The following is a 26,050-nucleotide window of genomic DNA, read 5'->3' as shown; positions in this document are numbered from 1 at the left end:
CTCGTTCAACCCAAACTGACGGTAGTATATTTATTGCAGCCCTTTCTGTTATCGAGCGATCGCTCTAAAAGCGAAACTTAGTCCATCGTCTAAGAGCAATCGATTCTCTCTCTTATTGCCGAAAGTCTTGCTGATGTAGGCTATTGAATGATGGGGTGGGGTGTTGATGGGAAATCTGGCGCGAAGATTCAGGAAATGCGATTGCTTGGAGGAAACATCTTCTGTTTCCTACAATCTTATAGACAACCGAAAATAACAGAAGCTTGTACCCTATAAATAGACTGTTGAGGCTGCCATTGAAGAAAGTACAATAACATGGCTTCATTTGATGAATTTGTGTGCCATCGGAGTGTGCGCTCTGTCGATATGCTCCAAGGTGTAGTTACTTCTATCCTATTGCACTCTATTTTATTAATAGGGAGCAAATATTGGTACAGAGCTTTGATGCATGAGCCGAACAAGAAATTAGCCAAGAGATTCCAATCGAGGTATTTGTTGTTCCTCATAATAAAACAGACATATCTCCTAAAACCTCACTCCGGGCTAGCAAAAATTCTCTCGCTGGCGGTAAAGCTTTGCCAGAAAGACCTATTTCTGTGGTGAAGTCAGCGAATCTGGTAAGACATAAAACCGATAACGCGCGTTCTTCTGACTTAATAGCCTCATCTCCCCTGAAGGCATTCCAGGCAGCACGGCAGCAGCAGAAAAGGGAATTACCAAATCTATCTGGTCAACAACCGCAACTCAAATTTCCAAAAACGGCATCATCTGCAAACGCAGTACAAGTACCTAACTCCCCCAAAAATGCAGTAGCACCAGTGACTAGCTCACAGGCAGTCCCGCTTCTTAAAACAGCGCCTTTGACAACACCTTTAGTACTCAACCCAAAACAAGTAGCTTCAGCACCTGCAAGCACAGGACAAGTACCTAATTTCAAGAAAAATACATTAGTAGCAATAACTACATCACCGCCAGCCCAATTGGGAAAAACAGCACTTGAAAGAGCTACAACAATATCAGCACCTAATAATCCTAAGAGGTTGGGGCAGTCGAGAGTTGGACTCAGTGGGCGAACACCGACCCAAGCTGAGTCATCTCCAAAAACAGGTGCAGCAAGTTTGTTGAGTGGTACTGTGGGTGTGTCTAGTCAGAATTATCGCGGCGATCAACTTGCAGCTGTGCCTAATTCCAACCGCGATCGCCTTGGGGCTTCTGGTATTGATGCCCGCAGTCAAGATATAGACCTCACTTCTTACTTAAATAAACTAAAGCAACGCGTTCAACAGCAGTGGCTACCAGGAATGAGCCAGTCTAATCGGCGAACGGTGCTTAACTTTACTATTAACCGTTCAGGTCAAGTTAGCAATCTCAATATTGTACAAACCTCTGGATTTAATGTAACTGATGAAGTAGCACTTAATGCTATACAGCGAGCCGCACCTTTTGCGCCTTTGCCCACAGGATATACCAAGAACTACATTGATATCGAATTTACATTTAGTATCAACGTTTATGGCGAACTAAATTTATAGAGGGATGGTGGCTAACAACAGGAGGTAGTGGTAAATATGTAGTGATAATAGAGTCTGAAACTCTTACTATTGTTATACTTCTAGAGTCCCCTTAAAACATAAAGACTTAAGTCTCGATGTTAATGGTGTGAAGTAACTATTCTTAATAAAAAAACACAGAAAATTATCTACCAAAATAATTGGATAACTAATCATCAAATCACTGAAAATAATATTGAATAAATTGTCAAAGCAGGGCGCAGCAGATGGAAAGTTGAGAATGAAGGTAATAACGTTCTGAAAAATTATGGTTATAAATTAGAGCATAACTTTGGTCATGGTCAAAATCATTTATGCAAGTTATTTTTGTCTTGAAATAGGCTGCATGACATGGTTAAACTCAGGTAGGAAAACCACATAACATTCTGCTTGCTGGGAATAACTCAATTTATCTACTATTTTACGATTTTTCTGAGGAATAGTTTGTAGTTAAGCGATAATAATTACATTTCCTAATAAAAGCATAGTTATGATCTGCTGCTTAAATCCAGATTGCCACAACCCGCCCAATATCGATGGCACAATGTTTTGCTTCAACTGTGGTACAGGACTGGTAGTGCTGAGAAACCGCTATCGCCCGATTAAATCATTAGGTGGTGGGGGATTTGGTAAAACTTATTTAGCAGAAGATATAGACAAACTAAATGAGTATTGTGTCATCAAGCAATTTGCCCCGCAAGTCCAGGGAACTGCCGCACTAAACAAAGCCACAGAACTATTTGAGCAAGAAGCAAAGCAACTGCAACAATTAGGAAACCATCGCCAAATACCCACACTATTAGCGTATTTTAACCAAGATAGTCGCCTGTATTTGGTGCAGGAGTTTATCGACGGACAGAATTTATTAGATGAATTAAAACAGCAGGGAATTTTCAATCAGCAGAAAGTTAGAGAATTATTGCTCGATTTGTTAGATATTCTCAAAACAGTTCATCAACAGCAAGTCATTCACCGCGATATCAAGCCAGAGAATATCATTCGTCGGAGTGATGGGCAGTTAGTGCTGATTGACTTTGGTGCATCCAAACAATTGGCAGCAACAGTGATGACACAAATAGGAACAACCATTGGTTCTTTTGGTTATGCGTCACTGGAACAAATGCAGGGAGGTAAAGCTTACCCGGCGAGTGATTTATATAGTATCGGTGCAACTTGCTTTCACCTGTTGAGTGGAATTCACCCTTGGGAACTTTGGCAACGACAAGGTTATGGTTGGGTTGCTAGTTGGAGACAGTATTTGCAGCAACCAGTGAGTGAGGATTTGGGGCGAATACTGGATAGATTGTTGCAGGAAGAATACCAGCAGCGTTATCAGTCGGCGGCAGAAGTTTTACAAGCGTTAAATTCAGAGCCAATACCAGTAACTCAGCCTGTTACACCTCCAGTTACTCCAACACCTCGGCAAAAAAATTCCATTCCTATATATCTTGTTGTTATTCCATTGATTGTATTGATGGGTGGTGGTACTGTTTATTTGCTAAGACCGACAAATCCAGTAACAATAGAACAGAAAAGTAAAAGTGCTGATACTTACTATAATGAAGGATTAGAAAAATACAACAACAAAGATTTTCGTGGTGCAATTGAAGATTACAACCAAGCCATCCAAATTAATCCTAACTATGCAAATGCTTACATCAACCGGGGTTTAGCTCGCTATAATTTAGGAAATAATCAAGCAGCAATTGAAGATTATAACCAAGCCATCCAAATTAATCCCAACTATGCAAATGCCTACATCAATCGGGGTTTAGCTCGCTATAATTTAGGAAATAATCAAGCAGCAATTGAAGATTATAACCAAGCCATCCAAATTAATCCTAACTATGTAGATGCTTACTACAACCGGGGTTTAGCTCGCTATAATTTAGGAAATAATCAAGCAGCAATTGAAGATTATAACCAAGCCATTAAAATTAATCCTAACTATGTAGATGCTTATTACAACCGGGGTTTAGCTCGCTATAATTTAGGAAATAATCAAGCAGCAATTGAAGATTACAACCAAGCCATTAAAATTAATCCTAACTATGTAGATGCTTATTACAACCGGGGTTTAGCTCGCTATAATTTAGGAAATAATCAAGCAGCAATTGAAGATTACAACCAAGCCATTAAAATTAATCCTAACTATGTAGATGCTTATTACAACCGGGGTTTAGCTCGCTATAATTTAGGAAATAATCAAGCAGCAATTGAAGATTACAACCAAGCCATTAAAATTAATCCTAACTATGCAGATGCTTACTACAACCGGGGTAATTCTCAGTCTAATTTAGGAAATAAGCAAGCAGCAATTGAAGATTACAACCAAGCCATTAAGATTAATCCTAACTATGCAGATGCTTACTACAACCGGGGTAATTCTCAGTCTAATTTAGGAAATAAGCAAGCAGCAATTGAAGATTTTGGTAAATCTGCCGATTTGTATAAGCAACAAGGAAAAGAAAGTGACTATCAAGATGCTCTAAAACGCATTAAACAACTTGAGTTAGGTTAGCAACTCTGTGATTTTACCTCTGGGGTTAGTTAGTGGCGGGCTACTTTTTTCTACATCGCTCTTGATCACCTGTTCTATTAGAATCGGAAATGAGTGTCTTTCTTCAACGCCTACTAATGATAATGCAAAAAAAGGTTGTCAAGCTGCTTGGGATTTTATAAACGAATTAAACTTTCAACCGCGCCACTGCCAAGAGGTAATTTTCCAGACGCGACTTCGTTATACTTTAAAAGTCTCCGTCATTAAACCACAAAATTTTAAAAACCTGTTCAAAAGGTGGAATGATGAAAAAGCCATCCTCTAGCCATGTACCGTACTGATTTACTTAAGATTTTCATAGTCTTTCGTTAATATACCTTAAATAAATTGAGTGTTAAGTAGGTGGGCGTGGAAAAACCAATATATGTAAAGCAATGTTAGAAGAAAGATGATTGTTGAATTTGAAGCGTTCTGTACCGTAATTATTTCGTTCTCCTCTAGCTTCTATCCCATTAATAACTGCATAAGCTAGGTCTAATTCATCATCAAACATCTGCCCAGAAATTTCATGTTTTTTGAGTTGTTGCCACTCTAGCTCAATTCTATTCATCTCTGAACAATATGCAGGTAGAAAGAAAATATATAACCCCATCTGTTCCCACTGAGTCCAATATTCTTGTACATCAAGAGATTTATGTATGGAACCATTATCTTGAACTATGACTCTTATACGTCCAGTAGCCTTGATTTCTTGTTCTGCCTGGATAGCCTCATTTTCCATGATATTGATCTAAGATTCACTCTTTATGCTGCCAATAACTAAGCCATAAATAAAACTTACTAATGGTTGAAACAAGCCAAGAATACTCAATCTTCTGCCACGTCGTTTACTTTGTTCTAAGCGCTTTTGTTCTCCTACTGGGTAATATGTATAACCGGGCGTACACCACATACAAAAGCCTGATTCATCTAAATATTTCAGGTCTATCTCGCCAGCAGCAGCAGCTAGCTCTAGCATTTCAAGGTCTGCCTGTTTGAGCTTTCGTATTACAGGATCTTGCTTTTTTCTGTGACTAATTCTGGCTCTTTTCCAGTTAATCCCCTTTTTTTGAGTACCCTTCTAATTCTGTCGGGACTCAACTTAATATTTCTTTCGTTCTCCAGCTTTTTTGCTAATTGCCGACTATTATATGTGCGTGGTATGTGCGTGGCTCGGCTTTAAGGCATTCTTCTAAATAAACAATATCCTCTTCTTTCCACTTTGTTATTCCGACTCTACCCGGAGCATCCCATAGTCCTCCTAAACCTTTTTTTTCCCACTTATGAAGCGTTTCCCTTACTGTTTGGTCTGTCCAATTAAAATGGGCTGCTATTTTTTCGATATACCATCCTTGAGAATTTAATCTGACTACTAAGGCTCGATCTTTTACTTTCTGCGACACCGTTGTTGCTGCCCTCAACTCAAATAAGGTTCGATCTTCTTCACGGGTCAGAAATACTCTTAGACGCGCTCCCACATTTTATACCTGCTTTAATATTTTCTCCATATTTACTTATTCTTACATATTTTGGTTTTTCCCCGCCCACCTACTTATTTTCTGAAAATGGGGACGCATAATCTGCGACTCGCTCCCATCCCCACTTATAAGCAGTGTCAACTAGAATTTCTTTACCATTGCGGAACTTAATAAATTCTTGCCCGTGGTCATAAAATATGTCTGCAACCAGTTGATTACGCTCGTCGTAACCCCACTTATCCACTGCTGCCCTCCACCAGTGCTTTCCTCTTGAGAGCAATTGTTCAAGTTCTAAATACTCCGGCTTCCAGTACTTGGTGCGCCATTGATTTGCCAGTGCCTCGATTAGTATCGCAGTCGGGTAGATGGGCTTGAGGTTTTCTTCGAGCCAGAGTATATAAACGATTGCGCTCCTGAAAGCATCTTCTAAACCATAGCTTGCTGCTTCTAGAGTGTCTTGGAGTTGCTCATCATTAAAATTTACGCCGAGCGATCGCAGGGCTGGGGCATACAGATCAAATAATTCTTGTTCTACTGAATCGGCAGACCAAAACCACATAAGAAAAAGAAAACTCCTGCTGGGTGGCTAAATAAAATTTAGCATTTAGCGTGCTTCGTGTTGATGTGAGGACAAGTAGCCATGTCTACGACGGGCTATTCGGTGTCGCACTTCAACTACTGGCATATTGCAGCCCTTGTTCCCACTCCCAACGCCAAGCAGTCTCTACCAGTATTTCTTTGCCGTTGGTGAACTTGATAAACTCAGTGCCTTCATCATAAAAAACGTCAGTGACGAGGCGATTGCAGGCTTCCAATGCTTCTTGGACTTGCTCAAGAGAAAAGTTAACACCGATAGTGACTAATGCCCGTTCATATTTCTTGAATATCTCGTATTCAACCGAATCTTTTCCTAAAACCAAAAACTGGACATACCCGCAAAAAACATTTGGAAGTTTCAATTGATTAGATTGTAGCAAGTGTAGGGTTTGGGGAAGGGAGCTAGAGCGATCACTTACGCCATCGCAACAGTATTTGAATTAGCTTGATGAATGCGCTAAGCTCTTGTAATTAATCAGCCATTCACCAGCTTCATCAGTATCATGAGTCAGGGTGTATATCCAGACAACTGGAAAGAAATAGCCACAGCATTGAAAGCGGCTTCCAACTGGCGTTGTGCTAAGTGCGGTAGAGCCTGCTTACGTCCAGGTGAAAAACCCGATAATTTAACCTTTCCTGAACGCAAAGCCTACACGTTGCAAGTACACCATTGGAATAGAGATCCTTCTGATAATCGTTTAGAAAACTTAGTTTGTTTGTGTAGCAGCTGCCACCTGTCCTACCACCGTTTTGGTAGAGGCAATGTCTCTCCTGGGCAGTTGTCACTGTTTGCAGAGCAGAAAGTTAGTTAATTGATAACTTAATTGGTTTTGATTAAGTAACTCTCACCGAAATCCAAAATCCCATAATACAAATTTACTAGAGTACCTCTGTATGTATTTGTCTAATGTTGTGATTGACCAAGCTAATCAAGCAGATGTGGCAGGAATTGTGGCGTTAGCCCAAGCCAATGATCCAGAACATGGTGGAATGTTACTAGGTCATCTTGAGCCACAAGCCGTAAGTAAGACAATCTCTCAAATGCCCAGTATTGTTGCTCGTAAAGATAATCAAGTAGTAGGATTTTTACTGACTTGGCCAAAGGCAGTAGTACAGGTACCAATTATCACGACAATGTTACAAGTCTACCCTGGTAATAAAGACGCTTATTTGTATGGCCCCATCTGCGTTGAGGAAACCATACGAAGTCAAGGTATTGCTGCGGCAATGTTTGCGAAGTTGAAGAATTTATTACCCCAGCGTCAAGGGATACTATTTATTAAAGCCCATAATGAACCATCTCTTCTGGCTCATCGAAAAATGGGGATGTGTCAGATTGCGGAGTTCACGTATGAGGATACTAAGTTTTTCGTGTTTGCCTATGAAGGCTGAGTGAGGCGTAGACAAAACCCACCATAGCCATTGACCAAAGGTTAAAGCTTGGTGCATAGAAAGAAAAAAACTTAATATGTCCATCCTTAGTCTTAAAGCATTAATTTCAACCTATTGAAATTGCTTTTTTGTTACCCTAAACTGCTGTTATTTATGACATATAAACAGGAAATTATCAATTTTTATAATGCTAGAACCAATTATGATAACGATCTTACCTTCAATCGCGCAATTGCACTTTTTGACTACGCAACTCCAAGCTCTGGGCAATGGGTTTTAGATGTGGCAACAGGAACTGGTAATGTTGCAATTAAAGCTGCTCAAAAAGTAGTCCCAAACGGTTTTGTGATTGGAATTGATATTGCCACAGAACTACTTAAAATTGTGCGATCGCTAATCAAACACCAGAGCTTGTAGAAGCACGTAATCCCGCTTCGTTGTTAGTTGAAAATTCAGTTTCAGGTGTAGAAATCAAAGCAGTTGATGAGGGTGAAAGTTCCGCCGCTCCTGTCCCCAGTGCTGAAAAATGGTCACATGAGGCGATTGTTGCAAGGGCGAACGCACGACCAGAGCGTATGCAGAAACTCAGAATTGCGGGAAATTCGGGGCAGAATCCGGGGTTTGAGTACTTGCAAGAGTGTTGGGATGATCCGGCTTTGCAGATTGTGATCAAGAAATTGCTGATGAAGTTTCCACAGTGGGGAATTGTGATTGTTGATGGGGCGTTGGTTGATTGGGAGGGGTAGTGGGTCTGTACAACAGTCTGTAAACTAAACTATTCATATTGTCATTTACGTATTTGTAATGTCTCGTCCAAAACGTAATTTGCAATCTGGATTTTGCTACCACATTACTACCCGTTGCAATAACCGGGAGTTTCGCCTAACACGGCTGGAATGTCGTGAAGTGTTGCTTTACGCCATTAAAAAAGCACAGGAGAAGTATCAATTTAAACTCTATGCCCTGTGTATCATGAGCAATCATGTGCATTACCTGCTGGAACCAAAACAGCCAGAAGACCTTCCCAAAATTATGCACTGGCTCAACTGGTATACGGCTATGTGCTTCAATCGAATGCTCAACCGCACAGGACATTTTTGGGAGAAGCGATATCACAGCACGGGTTTTGCTAATACCGACCAGCGACGGGCTTTAAATACCCTGCGATATATTCACGCTAACCCCAGGCCGGGATGCAGCAGGGTTATTTCTACGACTTTAGCAACTATGGCACTCATGACCGTTTGAGCAATGATGGCATCACGCAATCGCATCCGTCGTTTTTGCAGTTGGGGCGAACTTTGGAGGAATGTGCGGCGAAGTATCGTAAATTCTGCCAGAAATATAAACCAAAAGTAAAACCGGAGAAACGAAATTTCTGGGGTAGCAACTTTTTGCCATCGATTGTGAAGGGGGTGAAAGCGAAAAAATCTTCACCGGGACAGATGAGTTTACCTTGGGATAAGCAGAGAGTGACGGAGAGTACGCAAGTCAAGAATGTAGCGGAAAAATTTATGTCCGCGAATTGCTATCAGCCGACAGAGGCTGATGGTATCGGATTTGCCTAATGCTGATTATTGCGTGGTAAATGAGGCTGTCGAGATAAATATTTATAAACTTTTAAAAGCCTTATGTGTTACACTTTGTAAGTCCCAATCGCTCACTCGAAAAGTTAGTCGCTTTTAACAAGTTGAGCGTGGGAAAGCACACTGAAAAGCCAAAAAGTTAGTGTTCATTGCAAGTCGCAGTGCGAGAAAGGACGTACAGGATCGGCAAATCTGGAACTTGACCAAAAAATGAAGTAATGATCCCTCCGAACCGCAGGAATGGTAGCCCTCCCCTTCCGTACTCTGGGTCTTTTTTTATACCCTTTATCAGCAAGTCACGGCTCACAATAGCAAAACTATCTCTTGAGCGACCTGTAGTGTTTTCTTGTTTGTCATCATACCATCGAACTGCCCTTGCAAACTGTAAATAATTTTCATCATCTTTGCCATTCCACTCTACTGGTTTTATACCCAACCTATTCCCAGTCTTAATCCATATTTCCTTCTGCACACTAAAGCCAAAACGCTTGTCTGCATTGACCCAAAGCTTGTCTATGTTTTGCAGGTTTAGACAAGAGAAACTATTAATCTGCTCATAATCTAAATATCCTTGTTCTTCCCTTTGAGCAATATTGAGCATGAGTCGGTATGTTAGATCATCAGCCAATTCCCAATTTCTCGCCTTCAAATAATATTCGAGTTGAGCATATAAATTTTTTTTTAGTGATGCTTCAACCTGTTTTTTAAATTCCTTATCTTGAGAGTTTAGCTTAATTAAAACCCGATGAACTGATTCAATATTATCGCCTGTAATCAACTGATTCTCTTTAGTGAAATCAGCTTGATTTGGATGATTCTCTAAAATGTTAAATGCTTTAGTATAAGATTCTAGAGCTTCTTTAGTTTGGTTGTTCTGAGCTAATAAACTACCTTGATATCCATAAAATAATATTTTAACTTGCAATTCTTCATCAGAAGCTAATTTATTTTTATTTGCTTTTGATAAATATTTTTCACTTTCATCAATTGTTTTTTTTGCGTTATTCCAATCTTTTAATAGTTGATATGCTTGTGACTGAGAAGCAAATAATAGTGCTTGTTTTATTTGATAATTATTTATGTTAAATGATAATGCAGCTAGTCTTAAAGCTTCATCTGAATCTGATGAACTTTCGCTTCGTAATTTCCCAGCTAATTCTACAAGTTGACGAACATTTTTAACTTCTTTTTGAGCTTCTTCATTTTTTGCATTAGTTTGGTTCAATTCATTTTCTTTGGTGGTAAGTTTTGCAAAAATTGCTGATTCTTTCTTTTGAGCTTGACTTAACAGAACATTAGTTTCAGAGAATTCCCTACTTTTTGCCTCTAAATTACTTTGGGCTGTATTTAAATTCTGTTTGGCTCTTGCGGTACTTTCTTCAGCATTGTTTGCTTGCTGCTGCGCTTTTTTAGCAGTTTTATTAGCTTCTATTGCTTTTTTTTGTGCTAATTCTTCACCTTCTTTAGCTTGCTGTTCTAGCTCCTCAGCTTCTGTAGCCTTTTGCTGGGCTTGTGTTAAACTTTTTTTAGCTTCATTAACCTGAGAATTGGCTGCTTCAACCTCCTTCCTAGACCATATTCCTAAAGTTGCTGCTCCCAGAACTGCAACAACCAAAACAACAACTCCAACACTAATTCGTCGTTGAGCTTTCTTATTTGCCTCACTGAGCAATTGATTTCTTCCCTCTGCTGCCTCCCTATCCTTTCTCTCCCTTTCCAAAGCAGCTTCTTGTTCTTTCGCAGTAATTTCCTCCTGGATTTTTTTCTCTTTACTAGCTGCTAAATACTGTTTATCCTGATAACTTAAATTCTTATCCCTTGCCCATTCTTCTGCTTCTTGTAAAGCCTTACCCCGCAGTAGCCGTGATTCATCAACACCTCCAGAAGTGAACCAAAAGCGAAAATTTTCAGAATAGGGACGGAGGTTGTTTAGTTGATTTTCAATCCAATTGAAGTTAAATATTTCCCGGTAAATTTGATTATAAATTCTCAGCTTACCTTGCTGTCTTACAACTAATCCCGAAAGCTGTAACTCGCTCTGCTCTAAAGTATCATCTGCTATTACTTCGGATTGTTCTTCACTCAGTCTGACTTGTTGGTACAATTCTAGTAAATACCCTGCCCGTTGTTCATCGCGCAAAATTCTGGCTTGAATCGTTCGCAGATGTTCCGGTTCATCTTGTGATTCCCAGTTTTCAATAATCCGTGACTTGACAACTTGCTCTACTGAACGAGGGTTATCTTGCTCAGATTCTTCAACCATGAACTGACACAGTTTTTGAGTCAAAAATGGTTGTCCTCCAGTCCAGTGCAAGATTTCTTGCATTACTACTTGGGGGTTACTAAATTTACCGCGCAAACCTTTTTCTAATGGTTCAGCTTCATGCAGTTGGAAGCCCTTGAGGGAGATGGCCTTACCAATATTAAATGGAGTACGATTCTTATCTTGTATTAAACTAGTCGGTGATGCAACGCCTAGTAAACAGAAAGTGAGGCGATTGTATTGGGAATTATCAACTCGCTCATTATAACAAGACCTAATAAAAGCAAAAAAGTCATCTGTAGGGAAATTTAGACTCAGAACACTATCAATCTCATCAATAAAAATTACTATATTTTCTGAAATTTCTGCGAGAAGTATTTTTGTCAGAAAGTTACTAAATCTTAATAAGGGTGAATTTAATTGATTCTGCTCCCACCAGGCTTTAAAATCCACATCCAAGGCAAAACTATCGATGAGCTTAACAATCAAATCCGCATACCAATTTTCTTGAGTTGCTGTCTGAATATTAATGGAGGATAAATCAATAGATGCACACTCTACACCAGCTTCACTCAAACGGCTCATTGTTCTGACACGCAAGCTGGATTTTCCACTCTGTCTAGAATTTAGTACATAACAAAACTTCCCTTGTAATAGGGCTTCATTTAATTCATCATCAGTTTCTCGTTTGACATAAGTACTGGCATTTTCAGGTAGACTTCCAGAGAAAATGTACTGGTCAACCATAAACTACTCCAAACGTGCCAAAAAATACTGACGGTACAAATCGCAACTAGCAATACAGTCATTCCGCACTATTTTAACTAGCCCCAGACTGTGCAATTTAAATGTAATCTCAGGACTAAGCTGCACTGGCTTATCTACTGTTATCACTTTTGCATAACCCTCTTTTAGCTGAGAATCACTTTGTAACGATTCTAGTTGCTGCCGTAAATGATAGCTGAAAATTCCTTGTTCTGTTGGAGCTAGGCTGATTAATTCCTCTAAAGAGGTTTCCTGGCTTTTGAGGTTAGCTATTGCCTCGTTTAGGAGATAAGGATGTCCACCTACTAACTTGATTAATTGACTTAATCCCTCTTCCCGAAAGTACCCCCCTAGTTCATACAATTTCACCATTTCTTGCACCTGTTGTTGATTAAACTCAGGTAACTCGATAGCTAGTCCAACGTTAAACGGTGAACGATTGATATCTAGAGTGGGGTAAGCTTCTGTGGAATTAACTACCACCAGTCGTAGTTTCTTCCAAATTTTTCCCATCCTGTCTCCTTGTTTGGCTGTTTCATACCAACTCCGCAACAGGAGGCAGAATTCTGAGAAAATATTGGCATATTCAAATAGACGTTCAAAATTATCTATCGCAAAAACAAGAGAGGTATCTATATTCGATAATAAATATCTTTGAAAATAACGAGTGCAACTTGTATTTAAACCCAAACTATCTTGCCAATATTCATCTACCAAGTCGTTCATATCTAGGCTATCAGAAACATTGACACATAACCAATGCAAGAAAGTTTTTAGGTCAGTTAGAGTAGAATTATCAGCAAGTTTTAAATCTAGTTTTACTGTCTCATATCCCTGGTGTCTTGCATGGTCTAGGATTTTCTCTAGCAGCAGAGTTTTACCCATTCTTTGCGGAGCTTTGATGCGAATTAAGGCTCCAGGTTGCACGATTGCTTTATAGCATTTATCTTCAATAGGTGATCTTTCAATATATATTGTTGTGTCTGCCGCTAACCCAGAATTATCACTCGTTTGCAACTGTTGTTCAATTGCATCCAACTTGTCACCAAGTTCCTTCAGGGTGCGCTCCTCTGCCTGAAGCTGTTGTTCGTATTGAAACTTGCGGGATACATCGGTTTCAATAACCAACGCTGTTCGTAGATTTGCAACTTTCTGGCTTTGAAGGGTGTAAGTTTTTTCAAGTGAGTCTCTTTCAGACTGCGATCGCTGGCGTTGATTCTGCGATTGGACTGAATTACCTGATACCGCCGTCTGCTGCCCAAGGTGAATGTTATAGATGTCGCCGCCAATTTGCCCAGCGTTCACTGTGCTAGCGTTAATCAACCCGCCGCCAAACTGGGCATTGCGTAAGTCGTTGCTGACTTGCTTTGGATCTTCTGAATCGGGCATGAGTCGGCTTGAGCAGGTTTAAGCGTTGTTGTTGTGAATATTACCACCTATTCGTTCTGAATTAACAGTGTTGACGTTGACCGTGCTACCTGTTTATGACTTGCGTTCGCTTGCTTTGCTTCTATCTGATACTTAATTTACAGACTAACAATTACCTTGAATCGCGCTTGAATTGCATTTGGGCAAAGTGGTCTTGCAGCAGTTTGTGGATGAAGCGGTAGCGGCCGCCGACACGCTGGAGTAACATACGCTCGGTGCAATAGTCGAGAAAACGGACGTAGTTCCAGGGGATGTAGCAAGATGGGCTTAATAAAATCTTCAATTCTATACTGAAAACCAAAGGATAGTAATTGAAGATTTTAGGCTTGAAGAAGATCCTGAAATAATAATTTAGCTACAAATAACCGAAAGAATTAGGTAATTCAAAATATAAAAAATCACTTTTTAAATTTATGAGTATAATTTTGGCAGATTTGGCGCACGTCTTCGGCTTCATTATGATGGCTAGCCAAGTAATCCTTTAGCCAGAAGCAGCCTTTTTTAATTAAATCATCGATATTTAAACTCCATTCAGTAAAATAACCCATTCCAGTATCAACAAATAATGATTTTTCATCTTCACTAAAAGTAACATTCAAATAAGCTCTATCAGAATTAGGATGATATAGATGCTAATCAACAGTCCAGCTAAGGCTACAGCTATAACGAAGGCGTTTGCTCCAGCTAAAACTCCAGCGATAGCGAAAGCTGTAATGAAGGCTATAGTGAAAGCAAAGGCTCCGGCTCCAACTACAGCCACTGCTGCGATCAAAGCTCCAAATTCAGATTCTGCAAAAACTCCGACTACAGTTCCTGCTCCAACAGTGTCGCCTAAAAATATAATTACAGATGCGGCTATCGCTACAGCTACGGCAAAGATTCCTAACCCAGCTCCTACTCCTTGGCGAATCGTAGTGAAAAAGAAGACAATCAGTAGTATTAAAGTAGTCCAACCCAAAAACTGGTTCCTGAGCAGAGAGCCTTCAAATATTAGCAAGAGCAAATAACCATTTAAATACCAGATAAATCCTGGGATTCCCGACAACAAACATGAGACCAGGACTAGGAAAATTGCCCACCACCCTTGCAGTCCCGCTTGGGCATGTCTGAAGTCAGCTTCTCTCAAATTAGCCCCACAAAAATCTGTTCCTCGAATATCTGCGTGACTAAAGTTTGCACCAGTAAAGTCTTGACCTTTGAATGAACGACCTATGAAATTCTGATGAGAGAAGTCTTGCGGCATGACAAGGCTTGTGAAAGCAAGGGTTGAAGCTAGATACAGCTTGAGTGTGCGCTTTTACGGACTTTTGCACAAGATTTTGTCATAAATGGTAAACAATCAGGAGCGATTACGGCTGTGGTGAATTTCTACTGGGATGATCCCACCCTGAAAATCGGAGTCTGCAAACTCAACGATCTGCTTGAGTCGGCTTTTGTTGTTCTTGTGCGATCGCCTCCGGCGGGCGCTAGTGCCATCGCAGTTTTGGCTAAATGCAGAGATTGGGCGTAAAGTCAGGCGGTTCTGGGACAAAGTTGGCAAAAACAATGAGTCCTTAAAATTCCTTTAAGGTTTCCTGCAAGGTTCTTTAACCTATTGTCAGTAGTCTAAAAGTTATGGTATTCCAATCTACCTTGTCAATTACGAGCTTGTGTATAAGTAATTTTGGCAGTTTTTGCCAGAAATGCTGTCAACTCTGCTCTTAACAGAGGTATTTAACCCTCAAATAAAATCGAAAACTACCATGAACAAACAATCATTGAGCTACAAAGCCTCAATTATTCCTCTATTAGGTGCAATAATAGTCACTAACGGATTTCTCTCCAAAGTATCGGCGCAAAATATTTCTGCTCCAGAGACTACTGATTCTGTTGCTGTCAGCGTCAAAAACCAAGAGTTTCCACAGTGGGGATATTACATCGTGCGAAGAGATTTTCGCAAATGTGCTTCTCCAGTATGCGGTGGGTATTTTATAAAACAAGTCAACTTGAAAGCTACTCCTTGCTTAGATGGTGTTTTTCGCTCCGAATGCTATGTGTCTGCAATTGATTGGAGTTCCCTGAAAGTCTCGCCTTACGAACTAATAAAAATTCAAAATGATGATGGTAGCCGTGTGATTCTCAGAGGTAACATCGTTCCAGTAACATTTCCTCTCTTCGGTGAGTTTGGGAATTTGAGAGTGAAAGAAGCCTTCTATGCAGCGACAAATGCCCCAGCAAAAGGTACTTTTGTGGCACTAAAAGACAATGGCATTCGTTGCATCACAACTCCTTGCTTCTCCACAGATAATCTGGTTCTAAATAAACCCAAGACTGCTCAAGTTTCGTCAATTGATTTGAGTCAAATCGGTGCAACACAAAAACAACTTGACGCAGCAACAAACGAAATTTTCGATCAAGGTTTGATTGCTATAGGTAAAACTGAGGTAGTAGAAAACGTAGATCCAACCAAGAGAGATACTAAGTTTGTGGCTACACAATTTTATTTGAGAGTGGAACCAAACTAAAGAAATAAGCTTATCTTTGCCACTTGCTCATCCTAAAACTGTGTGATCGCCTATCTCAAAGAAGCGTTACGCACTTGGAAGGGGGTCAAGTCAACAGAAGCCGTGTCTGTGGAAGCTTGCAAGGAAGAGAGGAAGCCGGAGGCACAACAGGCCAAGTCTACTGTGATCGCTCCCTTTGAGTGGGCGAGGCAGCAAAGGATTGTAATTGCGCTGTCTGGGGAAACTGTGTATACGCCTCAAGCTAATGCAGTGGGATTACTCTCGATAATGCTGCGGTATCCGATGTGGGCGTGACTCCCGCTTTTTCAGCGATTACAAAGCATCCGTGCGATGTATAGATTCAATTAACTCCTCAACTTCTTCTTCATCCAGACATTGTTTCACCTGGGTGCTGAACCACTCAAATTCTTCCGGTTCTGTGTCCTGGACTCGATAAACGAGTAATGTTCCAGCAACGCGGGCAAGAGTAAGAGGTGATGGAGAAACGTGGCTCAGTAGATCGCACGCATTCTGGTATATTTCCATGACTGATAATTCGGACAAAGGAGATCCCAACTGAGCAGAAAGCTGTTTTAGATTCTCTTGAATAGATGAATGGAAGCCTGGATCTTCGGGATGGGAAAGAGGGTTACTCATAATTGTCGTTCAAATGCCATTGGATTGGGACTGGAAGCAATGGACTAGGAAACTCAGCAACTAGACGGTTACGTACATCATACCCCCACTTGGAAGCTGCGCCATTCCACCATTTTTGCCCTGGTGACTCTAACTCAGGGTAGTTCAATGTATTCATTACTCCATGCTTTTGACATCCAATATTGTTGTAAGGCTCGAATCAAAATGGCATTCAGGACTATTTTGTATGGCGTTAACGTGCCAAAAAAGATTGACTCAACCAATATCCAATTGTCGCAAATATAATTATTGATGTTACAGGCATAAACCATACCCCTAAATTAGGATTTTCTGTAGTCGGTAGATGGAATATTTGCCATTCGATGTAAACAAATATCCAAATCATCTCACTTTTTAACCAATTCAGCATTGAACAAGCAATTTGATACTGCCTTAAAGCGTTTTTTTCAGTAATTACAACTGGATAATTAAATGTATTGGGATAACGACTAATAAATGTTAAAAGTCCATAAATTGCTAAACCGACAATTGGTAACAACCACAGAACTTTTTTGCTCCCCCAACCATCGGCTTGTCCATCAAATCTAAAGTGGACAGGTATAGTATCCGGTAATGTTGACCAAGCGTGAATAGCGATGCCGAATAATCCTACAAGTCCTACCAGTGCGCTCAAGTTTAACATCTGTGCCGAATCGAATCCAGGAATTACAATATCAGGACTAGCATAAATAATGCCAAATAAATTTTGCTTATTCGCTTATATTCTCTGAATTATATTCGGGAGTTTTACGCTTAAAGTTGCGGCGAATTCGGGGCAGAATCTGGGCTTTGATTTCTTACAGGAGTGCTGGAATGATGACCCTGCTTTGCAGATTGTGATCAAGAAGCTGCTGGTGAAGTTTCCGCAGTGGGGAATTGCGATTGTGGATGGGGTTTTGGTGGATTGGGGCAAATAGCGCGATCGCTTTATTATGCTTACTCCTTTGAGGTGAATGAGTATTTGTGCCAATCTCTTAGGGGGCGATACCCAATCACTTGATAAATATGATTGGCTGTGGGATTAGCTAAATCTGCTATGAGGAAACAATGGCGGCATCCCTAGTCTAGCAGTTTCGTAGAAAAGGCACTGTTTCAGGTTCTTCGTCCAGTTACCGTTTAGAAAGTGCTAATGCTTGCAAGCAAAGCACTTTACGTGAGGCAGGGAGGAGATAATGCGGGGGTAAAGGTAAAGGATGTATTCAAAACCAATACTTTTCCCCTTTCCCTTTTAACCGAACCGTATTGAGGGTGAATCTGCTTTGTTCATAGGAGAAAGCCAGGATTGTGGTGTTGAAGCGGATATTCCCTCATGAAGGTACTTGTTCCGCCGCGTCGCCTGCCCAAAATGAAAAATCATTAAATTCTGCGATCGCTAATCAAACACTAGAGCAAGTAGAACAGGGTAATCCCACTTCGTTGTTAGTTGAAAATTCAGTTTCAGGGGTAGAAGTCAAAGCAAATCATGAAGGTCAAGGTTCCCCCGCACCCGTCACTGAAAAATGGTCGCATGAGGCGATAGTTGCAAGGTCAAATATGCGACCTGTAAGAAGGAAAAAACTGAATCGAGCGTCGAATTCGGGCGAGAATCCGGGTTTTGAATTCTTGCAAGAGTGTTGGGATGATCCTGCATTGCAGATTGTGATCAAGAAACTGCTGGCGAAGTTTCCGCAATGGGGGGTCATGGTTGTGGATGGGGTGCTGGTGGATTGGTGGAATGAGTAGCGCGATTGCCCTTCATAGCAACCATTCACCCCACATCCGAAAGCTTTGAGAGAAAAGCTTGTCAAGATTCCTCGAATAGGCGATCGCCTTTATGTAACCGATAAGCGATTTGATAGGTTTGTCCAAGAGATCGCATAGTGGGAGAATGGGCTGCTAAATACCGAGCAGCAGCAACTAATACATAAATCCTAGCAGTAGTGTCACTTAATAGAGAATACTGACGAAAAGCGGCTTCTATTTCTTGAATTACATGAAAATCACGATTTTCTCTAAGCATCAATTTCCCTAGCATCGCCATCAGTCTTTCAGCATTGCCACCACTATATAAATAATTCGCCACTAATTGACCTGTTTGGTTAACTTGCTGCTGACGATTTAATAAATCGGGTAGTTGCTGGAGCAATTCTTCGGGATTTTGAACGGAGTCTTTTGGTTCTGGAAGTCGTGCTGGTGGTACATTCAAAAAACGATTCAAATAGACACTCATCGCCGCATCAAACACACCTCTGAGTAGTTCGACTGTTGGGACTCGTCGTAACCCTTGATGCACGGCGTTAGCAAAAGTAAATGGATGATGTGCCGAATTCCAATCTCCAAAGTCATTGTTAGTATTAAAACGAGCTACACGCAGTGCTGCGGTATAAGTAACTACGCTTGATAATTGTTCTTCTGTACAACCAGCTTGTAGGGCATTCAACAGCGAGTCTGCGATCGCTTGTGGGTCTTCACCTAATAAAATTGGTATTAATTGCTCCGAGTTTGACCAAGTTCCTCGTTGAGATTTTCCTGCATTTAAAACAGTGGGTAATTGCTCAAAAGCTGACTCTAATATTGCTACTAAATCTACAGGGTAGCGCCAGGAATTAGATTCTTCCATACGGGATGCACTAACTAAACCCGAAACTAAGCTAGGCAGAACAGATTCCGCTGCTTGCCAACCAACAACTTCTAATGCTTCTAGTGCTTTGTTAATAAAATCAATGGTATGCCCAATGTCGAGATAACGATGATCTGTAGCCGATGAAAACAGCATATCTGCAATTTGCTCTAAATTAGCCCCTGAGCGAATCGCAGATACCAGACATCTTTGTGCAGCTTCACTATCCCGTACCTCAATAAACTGGCAAAACCAGCTTTTAAGAGTCGCAAAATCAACTGTAGAGTTAGGCAATGGCTGAACAACAAACAGAGGTGGCGCACCTGCACTATCATTAGCGACTGCCGAAAGCCCGTGGAATAACGCACGAGGTTTGTCTTCTTCATCCAGATAAGGTAGTAGATTGATCATACAGGTATGGATAGTTAAACCTGTACTCCAACCTGTTTTGTTGTAACTAATGCCAAATTCTAGCCCGATTTGAAATGGTTCTACCGGATTCACCGCTATATCTAACAGTACGATCGTTGATTTGGCAATCACTAAAGAAATATTTTGCTCTAAACCGTCTTGCAGACGTTGGCGGTGGTGAGCATAAGGGTTAACTAGTGGTGCTAAATTTACCCAGACTTCACCATCACGGATTTTTACCGCAAAACAAGGAACATCATCTGCCCATGAGTCAAACGTTCCACCACTCTTCAGGTCAAACCGGGCATAATGCCAAGGACAAGTAACAATACCATCTTTGCAAGTGCTTCCTTGTAAGGGAAAGCCCATGTGAGGACAACGGTTATCAATTGCGTAAACTGTATTGTTTGAGTAAAATAAGGCAATGGTATGCTTTTTTTTGTAGACTAACAAACTGCCTTGTGCCTGAACTTCTGCAAGTTGAGCAACACGGATATAATCGTCTGGTTTCGTTGCACCTGAAAATATTTGAGTCATTTAATTGCACATGGATAAATGTTAAAACCCTTATTTCTACTCTGGCAAAGTTTTTCAGCTTTGAGCATTTCTGCATTCTAATTTTGTTAACTTTAAAATTGGTAACGATGTCTGCCGCAACTTCTTCGTGTAAAGCACTTTTTACAGCGCTTCCGGCTATTATGCAATACAGTTTTCCTCTTGCCCATCTCCTATCATAGCTTTCAGCTTTGATGATGTACCTCATAGCCACCGGAAGTGCTGTAACTGCTGGCATATTCAAGCACTCGTTCCCACTCCCAACGCTACAAGGCTGCTTTTTCTTCTATCTCAATTGTGTGTTTTTTGAAGTTGTTAAGAAAAATTGCTATTTTGCATGGCGTTAACGTGCTAGAAAAGATTGACTCAACCAATATCCAATTGTCCCAAGTATAATTATTGATGTTACAGGCATAAACCATACCCCTAAATTGGGATTTTCTGTAGTCGCTAGATGGAATATTTGCCATTCAATGTAAACAAATATCCAAACTATCTCACTTTTTAACCAATCCAACATTGAGCAAGCAATTTGATATTGCCTTAAAGCATTTTCTTCAGTAATTACAACTGGATAATTAAACGTATGGGGATAACGACTAATAAATGTTAAAAGTCCATAAATTGCTAAACCGACAATTGGTAATAACCACAGAACTTTTTTGCTCCCCCAACCATCGACTTGTCCATCAAATCCAAAGTGGACTGGTATAGTATCCGGTAATGTTGACCAAGCATAAATAGCGATGCCGAATAATCCTACAAGTCCTAGCAGTGCGCTCAAGTTTAGCATCTGTGCCAAATCAAATCCAAGAACAACAATATCCAGGTCTAACATAAATAATGCCAAATAAATTTGGCTTATTCGGTTATGTCCACTGAATATAATTCGGGGGTTTTACGCTCAAAGTAGTAGAGAATTCGGGGGAGAATCGGGGATTTGACTTCTTGCAGGAGTGTTGGCAGGATAATCCCGCGAAAGCAGATGTGATCAAGAAGTTGTTGGCGAAGTTTCCGCAGTGGGATATCGCTTGTATGGATGGGGAGTTATTCGACTGGTATGAGTAGCAAATACAGAAGTCTCTAAGCTTTAACACAAAGTTTTGTAATATTTTTTTGCTTTCTGCAAAAAAGGTAAATTTTGGAGTGAAAAAATAGTAGACCTATAGCTAAGTAATAGATATCTAGTAACCTGATCTATACTTGGCTTCTTGCTTTAGTGCTATTCGTGGAGGTGTGCGATGTTTAGTTGGCGTTTTAGTCGTTGGGGAAGTTTATTGAGTATTATCATAACTGGGGGAAGTATTTTGCCTGGGAGTTATGGGCTAGCTCAAATTGCTCCAGATGCTTCCGTTGGTGATATATCTAATGTAGAAACAAGTAATGACCTCAGCGTTATTGGAGGTAGTAAGCTAATCGGCATTCAAGCTGCAATATAGCTGAGATTGCCTTTGTTTTTGATTTGGCGATGCCACTTAATCACTAACTCGCCTTGATTCAAAAGCTTATCTAGCAGTGATTTTAATTCATCTACTGATTTAAATAAGCGATGAGCAATATATTCTTTACATGAGTGCCAGACTAACTCAATAATATTGTAATCAGGGCTGTAAGGGGGTAAAAACTCTAAAACAAAATTTGGGAACTCTTCAGATATTTTAGCTATAATGTCTTTGCGTTTATGAAAACTAGCATTATCTAAAACTAAAATAATCTTCGGCCCAGATTTTACAAAATCTTCGCCAAGGTTTCCTTTACTTATCCACTCCTGTTTAATTAATTCAAATAATAGTTGTAATTGCTCGTAAAAAATATCTGCATTACCTTTTTTCACGAAAAAGCATACCCGCTTTCGGTCTAATTCTCGGATTGCTCCCATCACATTAACCCGACCACAACGCCGTTGCCCTGGAACATTTTTACGTTTTCCTTTTTTACTCCAATTCTTGCGTCGAATTACACGTAAACTAAACCCGCTCTCGTCCCAAAACCATACCTGTAGACGCTCTGGCTGTTCTCGTGCAATCAATAAATATTGGGTAAGTTTTTCTTTAAATTTTGCTCTATCTACTGGATTTTGTTTATCCTTTAGATCATATTTAGCCCAAATATAACTATACTTTTTTCGCTTTAATATCCTCCTCACTTGAGAGCTACTTAAATCAATACCTGTTTTCTCGGTTAAATAAGTAGCTAATCTTTCTGCTGTCCATTTCCCAAATTCGTAACCTAATGATGAGGGTTCTTGAGCAACAGTTTTTAATAAAAGTTCAATATATTCAGGAGTGGCTTTTCGCCAATGTTCGTACTCTCTTTTATTATGTAAGGTTTCTAAATTATCTGGATCTCCATGCATACACCAATATGCCACTGTTCTATGCGAACAGCCTAAAAATTTTGCAATTTCGTGTTGTGGCTTCCCATCATTTTGCAGAAGAATAATTAGAATTCTTTCCCTAATATGCGGTAGGTTGCTCTCTTTTAGAGCTTCCTGTAGCTTGCTGACTTGCTCCTGTGTTAAAAAGTTCTTGGCTGGTGGCGGCATAGGTGCTTTGAAACGGCTTCATCTTCTTATTATGCAACTTAAGTACCGATTAGCTTACTCTAATGAGCAATAACTTGTTTCATAGCTTCTCAGAATTATCTGTACCTATTGGTAGTAGTGCGTACTTTAATAATCCTCTAAGTAACCAAGGAGCCTTAGCCCTTGTTAATGACGCTGGTAATATTACTATTAATACTGGGAATTTACTTATTCGTGATAGCGCCACCGTTTCTGTTAACACTAATAGCGTAATTGATAGTGGTAGTGCTAGCGATAACACCTCTATTAATCCTACTAATGTAAATTCTACTGGAAGTGGTGGCAATATCTCTATTAGCGTTTCAAATATCTGGATAGCAGCCAAGCCTGTTCCCGAACCAACTTTACCATTCAATGTGTTTGCAATCGCTGCTTTTTATGCTGCTTGGAGGTTAAAACGTAAACAGAAGCAAACTCATAAATTGAAAGCTTGAGTCACCGGAAAAATCAACTTAGCGAGATAAAAGCTATGGTGCTGATATCAAGTGTGCCATTCCTATCTTAAACCTTGAAGGGGCTGAACCGTATTGGTACATAACGCTGAACATAAAATTAGTACAATTAAGTAGGGCTGAAATTATCACTAACAATTACCATGCGAATTAATCGTTTAACCTATGAACCTTCAATCCGTATTGGTATCGTTGGTGCTGGATGCGCTGGTTTAACGGCTGCCGAAGAATTACATGATTTTGGATACAAAAATATCACCATCATTGATGCCAAAAATCGTGTAGGTGGGAAAACATATTCAATTAAATACGCAGACCCAAGTCTTGAAGCCCGTGGTATTTACGAGGGTGGAACTGTTTGGATCTTACCTAGCCCCTTGTACAAAAAATATAGAAAAAGGTATGGGATTTCTCCATCGCTTCATGTGATGCCACGGGTGCAAATATTTGACTTAGCTACTGGCAAAGCTACTAGCCCGTTTTTAGTGGAGTCCAAACATTCTTTATTCAGCCGACTCTGGCAGTTGAGGAAATTTTTCCAAGAATTAGACAAGTATACTCGGTATTCAGATCCAGGCTATATCAATCCTGCTTACCGAGGTATGAATGAATCCTCACCTCAATGGTTTAACAAACAGGGTTTGGATTTTATTCGAGATGCTTTAATACCGATTGCGAATGCGGCACAATTTGGACATCTGGAACCAGAAGCTTCTACTGCTTATGTGATTCGGCTACTGGCATTATTGAACCGTTGCAATTTCCTGAAAAAATTGGTTCTGAATATGCCTCAATTGCAAGAAGGGAATCAAGAATTATGGAATCGTTTAGCAGCAACTCATAACTTGTGTCTAGGACAAACTATTGAGCGTGTTTCTCGCGGTCAAACAATTTTGGTCAAGACTGCCTCAAATCAATGGGAATTCGAGCATTTAATTTGGACTGCTCCTGTAGATGATTTTCTTGGCGTAGCTGATACTTGTCCTGAAGAAGCAAATATTTTTTCTAGGGTACGTACAATAAAAAGAGCGGTTATTACCTGTAAAGTAGAGGGTTTATCTGCAAACATTTTCTACGTAATCAGAAATACTTTAAATCAGCCTTTACCAATTAGTTATCCATTAGCTATCTGCGAGGTTGATCCAGGCAGTAAAATCTACAATTTTTATCCATTCATGGATGAAACGACAACTGTTGAAGAGTTGGAAAGCAACATAGCCGATTGCGTCAAAAAGCTCGGAGGTACTCAAGTGGCACTTATGGGGCAACCCCTAATTTGGAAGTGGTTCTCTCATTTTTCAGCCGAAGACCTCAAGGATGGTATTTATCAACGATTAGAAATGTTGCAAGGTAATCAAAACACCTACTTTGCTAATGAAATGACTGCTGGAGTAAGCGTACCTTATGGTATGGAATATGCGGCTTATTTAGTGAAACGCTTTTTTTAAGAGTTGACATACTTTCTGCAATTGAATTAAGGAAGTGTCGCAATTGTACCAGGATGGTGGTGCATTTTACTTAGAATCTGTTGCAACGGCAGTGTTGGCACAGATAATTTACCGACATTCAAAGGGAGCATCCAGTTTAGGCAGAAAGACTTAAATAGCAAGAAGCAAACCATTGAGATAAGCACAACGAACGGAAAGGATTTGGTTGACACTTTCAACATTCCACTGTGCGCCGGAAATTTTAATCCTTGCTCCAATCTGTTTAATAGCAGACTCAACAGATCTAGAACCAATAGAACACAGTTGTTCAGTTTGGTAATAGCTGTAGTTAATAATGCCAGAGCGATGCTTTTGGAGATAAGCGATAAACTTCTTAACTTGTTTGCCTCGGCAATTATTAAATAAAGCCTGAATTGGCTCTATCTGACCTTGCCACAATAAACTCTCAGCAGCTTTGAGACGCTTTAAAGAACCACCAATTTTATAAAGATTTTCCTTGAGGTGATACCAATCCAAAATTTCCCAACGTTCAAATTGTTCAGTTCCAAACTCTTTAACTAAATTCCAAACTCCATCATGGCCATCTCCCAAGCAAACAAGTGGATTCACCAAACATTGGCTATTGACGTAATCAATTAATGATTGGTTGTCATCAAAGAATGCACCATAGTAAATCCCTTGCAGACGAACGGTTTTATAGTCTCGCCAGTGACAACCTACTTGAGGTTTCCCTCGTAGTCGAACTTTTCCGCCACACTCACTTCTGATACAGGTTGTAATGCTACGGGTAGTTGAAAATCTTGCTTGAGAACTAGATTTTGTTGCGTTGTATGACCAACCTTCACTCCTGTCAATGCCTCAATTTCGATTTCTGCTTTTTGGTATGATTCATTAGCTGATAGCCTCAAACAGCACTTTTGAAGTCATGGACTTAATCGACTCCTTGGCTTCAAACCCAGTCTCTGTATCTGTTTAGCTTTTAATTTCAGTTCCCCAACCAAGCTTTTGATTTTCCTAGTTTTACCGATTTTTGTTTTTGTTGTTTGTTCGATAAAAAAAGGGCCATTTCTGGGCCGACATATTCCAATATTTGACTACGAACTGTTTTTTCTATACCTTCGAGGTCTATTAACTGACTTTTATCAGCTTCCGAGTACAGCAATGTTGACAGTTCTTGTAAGCACGCTTTGATCCGTTCTTGTTTCTGTTGGCTCATAGTCAGCG

28 protein-coding genes and 3 pseudogenes are annotated in these 26,050 nt (G+C 40.1%); 16 read left to right on the top strand and 15 right to left on the bottom strand.

From position 1 onward, the window contains the following. The first annotated feature begins 575 nt into the window (after window positions 1-575). The 4 genes and pseudogenes from FBB35_RS06920 (at window position 576) to FBB35_RS06900 (ending at window position 4,375) form a co-directional block, all read left to right on the top strand. Window positions 576-1,532: an energy transducer TonB gene (locus FBB35_RS06920; RefSeq protein WP_174709044.1), complete on the top strand. Its 957-nt coding sequence runs from the start codon at window positions 576-578 to the stop codon at window positions 1,530-1,532. 64 nt (window positions 1,533-1,596) lie between these two features. Beyond that, window positions 1,597-1,871: pseudogene (locus tag FBB35_RS06915) on the top strand (ISNCY family transposase); the annotation flags it as partial. Between the two features lie 169 nt (window positions 1,872-2,040). After that, complete coding sequence (locus FBB35_RS34375; RefSeq protein ID WP_254625847.1) at window positions 2,041-4,071, top strand: tetratricopeptide repeat protein; 2,031 nt, start codon at window positions 2,041-2,043, stop codon at window positions 4,069-4,071. A gap of 7 nt (window positions 4,072-4,078) precedes the next feature. After that, on the top strand, window positions 4,079-4,375 hold the full coding sequence (locus FBB35_RS06900; protein ID WP_174709043.1) for a hypothetical protein: 297 nt from the start codon (window positions 4,079-4,081) through the stop codon (window positions 4,373-4,375). Between the two features lie 69 nt (window positions 4,376-4,444). On the opposite strand, the pseudogene FBB35_RS06895 reads toward FBB35_RS06900, so the two are convergent. From FBB35_RS06895 to FBB35_RS06885, 3 genes and pseudogenes are all read right to left on the bottom strand, one after another. Further along, window positions 4,445-5,567: pseudogene (locus FBB35_RS06895) on the bottom strand (IS630 family transposase). Window positions 5,568-5,637: 70 nt separating this feature from the next. After that, on the bottom strand, window positions 5,638-6,126 hold the full coding sequence (locus FBB35_RS06890) for a hypothetical protein (RefSeq protein ID WP_174709042.1): 489 nt from the start codon (window positions 6,124-6,126) through the stop codon (window positions 5,638-5,640). Between the two features lie 112 nt (window positions 6,127-6,238). Then, window positions 6,239-6,526 (bottom strand): hypothetical protein, encoded by a 288-nt coding sequence (locus tag FBB35_RS06885; protein WP_254625846.1) that lies wholly within the window; start codon window positions 6,524-6,526, stop codon window positions 6,239-6,241. A 141-nt stretch (window positions 6,527-6,667) separates the two neighbouring features. On the opposite strand from FBB35_RS06885, the gene FBB35_RS06880 reads away from it, so the two are divergent. The 6 genes from FBB35_RS06880 to FBB35_RS34365 all read left to right on the top strand — a co-directional run bounded on the left by FBB35_RS06880 (window position 6,668) and on the right by FBB35_RS34365 (window position 9,124). Continuing rightward, the gene (locus FBB35_RS06880) at window positions 6,668-6,976 is read left to right on the top strand and encodes an HNH endonuclease signature motif containing protein (protein WP_174709041.1); all 309 of its coding nucleotides are present in this window, start codon (window positions 6,668-6,670) and stop codon (window positions 6,974-6,976) included. 82 nt (window positions 6,977-7,058) lie between these two features. Next, window positions 7,059-7,556 (top strand): GNAT family N-acetyltransferase, encoded by a 498-nt coding sequence (locus FBB35_RS06875; protein ID WP_174709040.1) that lies wholly within the window; start codon window positions 7,059-7,061, stop codon window positions 7,554-7,556. A gap of 153 nt (window positions 7,557-7,709) precedes the next feature. After that, window positions 7,710-7,973: a methyltransferase domain-containing protein gene (locus FBB35_RS06870; protein ID WP_174709039.1), complete on the top strand. Its 264-nt coding sequence runs from the start codon at window positions 7,710-7,712 to the stop codon at window positions 7,971-7,973. Between the two features lie 20 nt (window positions 7,974-7,993). Further along, window positions 7,994-8,302 carry a hypothetical protein gene (locus FBB35_RS06865; RefSeq protein WP_174707954.1) on the top strand — a complete coding sequence of 103 codons (309 nt, stop codon included), beginning with the start codon at window positions 7,994-7,996 and terminating at the stop codon, window positions 8,300-8,302. Between the two features lie 58 nt (window positions 8,303-8,360). Beyond that, a complete protein-coding gene (locus FBB35_RS34370; protein ID WP_254625845.1) occupies window positions 8,361-8,804 on the top strand; it encodes a transposase in 444 nt (147 codons plus the stop codon). Beyond that, window positions 8,801-9,124: a hypothetical protein gene (locus tag FBB35_RS34365; RefSeq protein WP_254625844.1), complete on the top strand. Its 324-nt coding sequence runs from the start codon at window positions 8,801-8,803 to the stop codon at window positions 9,122-9,124. Before FBB35_RS34370 ends, FBB35_RS34365 begins: the two co-directional genes overlap by 4 nt. Before the next feature lie 157 nt (window positions 9,125-9,281). Here the strand turns inward: FBB35_RS34365 and FBB35_RS06855 are convergent, their stop codons facing one another. The 5 genes from FBB35_RS06855 to FBB35_RS06835 all read right to left on the bottom strand — a co-directional run bounded on the left by FBB35_RS06855 (window position 9,282) and on the right by FBB35_RS06835 (window position 15,138). Then, on the bottom strand, window positions 9,282-12,152 hold the full coding sequence (locus FBB35_RS06855) for an AAA-like domain-containing protein (RefSeq protein WP_174709038.1): 2,871 nt from the start codon (window positions 12,150-12,152) through the stop codon (window positions 9,282-9,284). A gap of 3 nt (window positions 12,153-12,155) precedes the next feature. After that, window positions 12,156-13,559 carry an AAA-like domain-containing protein gene (locus FBB35_RS06850; protein WP_217481694.1) on the bottom strand — a complete coding sequence of 468 codons (1,404 nt, stop codon included), beginning with the start codon at window positions 13,557-13,559 and terminating at the stop codon, window positions 12,156-12,158. A gap of 437 nt (window positions 13,560-13,996) precedes the next feature. Continuing rightward, window positions 13,997-14,197: a hypothetical protein gene (locus FBB35_RS06845; protein ID WP_174709037.1), complete on the bottom strand. Its 201-nt coding sequence runs from the start codon at window positions 14,195-14,197 to the stop codon at window positions 13,997-13,999. Next, the gene (locus tag FBB35_RS06840; protein WP_174709036.1) at window positions 14,194-14,841 is read right to left on the bottom strand and encodes a pentapeptide repeat-containing protein; all 648 of its coding nucleotides are present in this window, start codon (window positions 14,839-14,841) and stop codon (window positions 14,194-14,196) included. The genes FBB35_RS06845 and FBB35_RS06840 overlap by 4 nt, the downstream gene beginning before the upstream one ends. 96 nt (window positions 14,842-14,937) lie before the next feature. Then, window positions 14,938-15,138 carry a hypothetical protein gene (locus tag FBB35_RS06835; RefSeq protein ID WP_174709035.1) on the bottom strand — a complete coding sequence of 67 codons (201 nt, stop codon included), beginning with the start codon at window positions 15,136-15,138 and terminating at the stop codon, window positions 14,938-14,940. Between the two features lie 202 nt (window positions 15,139-15,340). On the opposite strand from FBB35_RS06835, the gene FBB35_RS06830 reads away from it, so the two are divergent. Beyond that, window positions 15,341-16,102, top strand: a complete 762-nt coding sequence (locus FBB35_RS06830) for a DUF6748 domain-containing protein (RefSeq protein ID WP_254625843.1) — start codon at window positions 15,341-15,343, stop codon at window positions 16,100-16,102. 42 nt (window positions 16,103-16,144) lie between these two features. After that, window positions 16,145-16,396, top strand: coding sequence for a hypothetical protein (locus FBB35_RS06825; RefSeq protein WP_174707953.1), 252 nt, complete (start codon window positions 16,145-16,147; stop codon window positions 16,394-16,396). Window positions 16,397-16,414: 18 nt separating this feature from the next. Here FBB35_RS06825 and FBB35_RS06820 read toward each other — a convergent pair whose 3' ends face one another. The 3 genes from FBB35_RS06820 to FBB35_RS06810 all read right to left on the bottom strand — a co-directional run bounded on the left by FBB35_RS06820 (window position 16,415) and on the right by FBB35_RS06810 (window position 17,420). Continuing rightward, window positions 16,415-16,738 carry a hypothetical protein gene (locus FBB35_RS06820; RefSeq protein WP_174709033.1) on the bottom strand — a complete coding sequence of 108 codons (324 nt, stop codon included), beginning with the start codon at window positions 16,736-16,738 and terminating at the stop codon, window positions 16,415-16,417. Then, on the bottom strand, window positions 16,731-16,895 hold the full coding sequence (locus tag FBB35_RS06815) for a hypothetical protein (RefSeq protein ID WP_174709032.1): 165 nt from the start codon (window positions 16,893-16,895) through the stop codon (window positions 16,731-16,733). The genes FBB35_RS06820 and FBB35_RS06815 overlap by 8 nt, the downstream gene beginning before the upstream one ends. 75 nt (window positions 16,896-16,970) lie before the next feature. Beyond that, window positions 16,971-17,420 carry a DUF1648 domain-containing protein gene (locus FBB35_RS06810; RefSeq protein ID WP_174709031.1) on the bottom strand — a complete coding sequence of 150 codons (450 nt, stop codon included), beginning with the start codon at window positions 17,418-17,420 and terminating at the stop codon, window positions 16,971-16,973. 647 nt (window positions 17,421-18,067) lie between these two features. On the opposite strand from FBB35_RS06810, the gene FBB35_RS34360 reads away from it, so the two are divergent. Beyond that, window positions 18,068-18,499: a hypothetical protein gene (locus FBB35_RS34360; protein ID WP_254625842.1), complete on the top strand. Its 432-nt coding sequence runs from the start codon at window positions 18,068-18,070 to the stop codon at window positions 18,497-18,499. A 61-nt stretch (window positions 18,500-18,560) separates the two neighbouring features. Here the strand turns inward: FBB35_RS34360 and FBB35_RS06800 are convergent, their stop codons facing one another. Continuing rightward, a complete protein-coding gene (locus FBB35_RS06800) occupies window positions 18,561-20,324 on the bottom strand; it encodes a Rieske (2Fe-2S) protein (protein WP_174709030.1) in 1,764 nt (587 codons plus the stop codon). A gap of 361 nt (window positions 20,325-20,685) precedes the next feature. Continuing rightward, the gene (locus FBB35_RS06795; protein ID WP_174709029.1) at window positions 20,686-21,180 is read right to left on the bottom strand and encodes a DUF1648 domain-containing protein; all 495 of its coding nucleotides are present in this window, start codon (window positions 21,178-21,180) and stop codon (window positions 20,686-20,688) included. A 403-nt stretch (window positions 21,181-21,583) separates the two neighbouring features. On the opposite strand from FBB35_RS06795, the gene FBB35_RS06790 reads away from it, so the two are divergent. Next, a complete protein-coding gene (locus FBB35_RS06790) occupies window positions 21,584-21,781 on the top strand; it encodes a hypothetical protein (protein WP_174709028.1) in 198 nt (65 codons plus the stop codon). On the opposite strand, the gene FBB35_RS06785 is transcribed toward FBB35_RS06790, so the two are convergent. Next, a complete protein-coding gene (locus FBB35_RS06785; RefSeq protein WP_174709027.1) occupies window positions 21,766-22,887 on the bottom strand; it encodes an IS630 family transposase in 1,122 nt (373 codons plus the stop codon). The two genes, FBB35_RS06790 and FBB35_RS06785, sit on opposite strands and share 16 nt — an antisense overlap. Before the next feature lie 62 nt (window positions 22,888-22,949). On the opposite strand from FBB35_RS06785, the gene FBB35_RS06780 reads away from it, so the two are divergent. Together FBB35_RS06780 and FBB35_RS06775 are read left to right on the top strand one after the other, a co-directional pair. Next, on the top strand, window positions 22,950-23,360 hold the full coding sequence (locus FBB35_RS06780; RefSeq protein ID WP_174709026.1) for a hypothetical protein: 411 nt from the start codon (window positions 22,950-22,952) through the stop codon (window positions 23,358-23,360). A gap of 161 nt (window positions 23,361-23,521) precedes the next feature. Further along, complete coding sequence (locus FBB35_RS06775) at window positions 23,522-24,826, top strand: FAD-dependent oxidoreductase (protein ID WP_174709025.1); 1,305 nt, start codon at window positions 23,522-23,524, stop codon at window positions 24,824-24,826. A gap of 150 nt (window positions 24,827-24,976) precedes the next feature. Here the strand turns inward: FBB35_RS06775 and FBB35_RS06770 are convergent. After that, window positions 24,977-26,042: pseudogene (locus FBB35_RS06770) on the bottom strand (ISKra4 family transposase). Between the last annotated feature and the right edge of the window lie 8 nt (window positions 26,043-26,050).

The organism is Nostoc sp. TCL240-02, assembly GCF_013343235.1.
In the GTDB taxonomy this organism is placed as follows: domain Bacteria; phylum Cyanobacteriota; class Cyanobacteriia; order Cyanobacteriales; family Nostocaceae; genus Nostoc.
The sequence above is the reverse complement of the archived record's forward strand: the minus strand, read 5'-3'. Positions and strand labels throughout refer to the sequence as shown.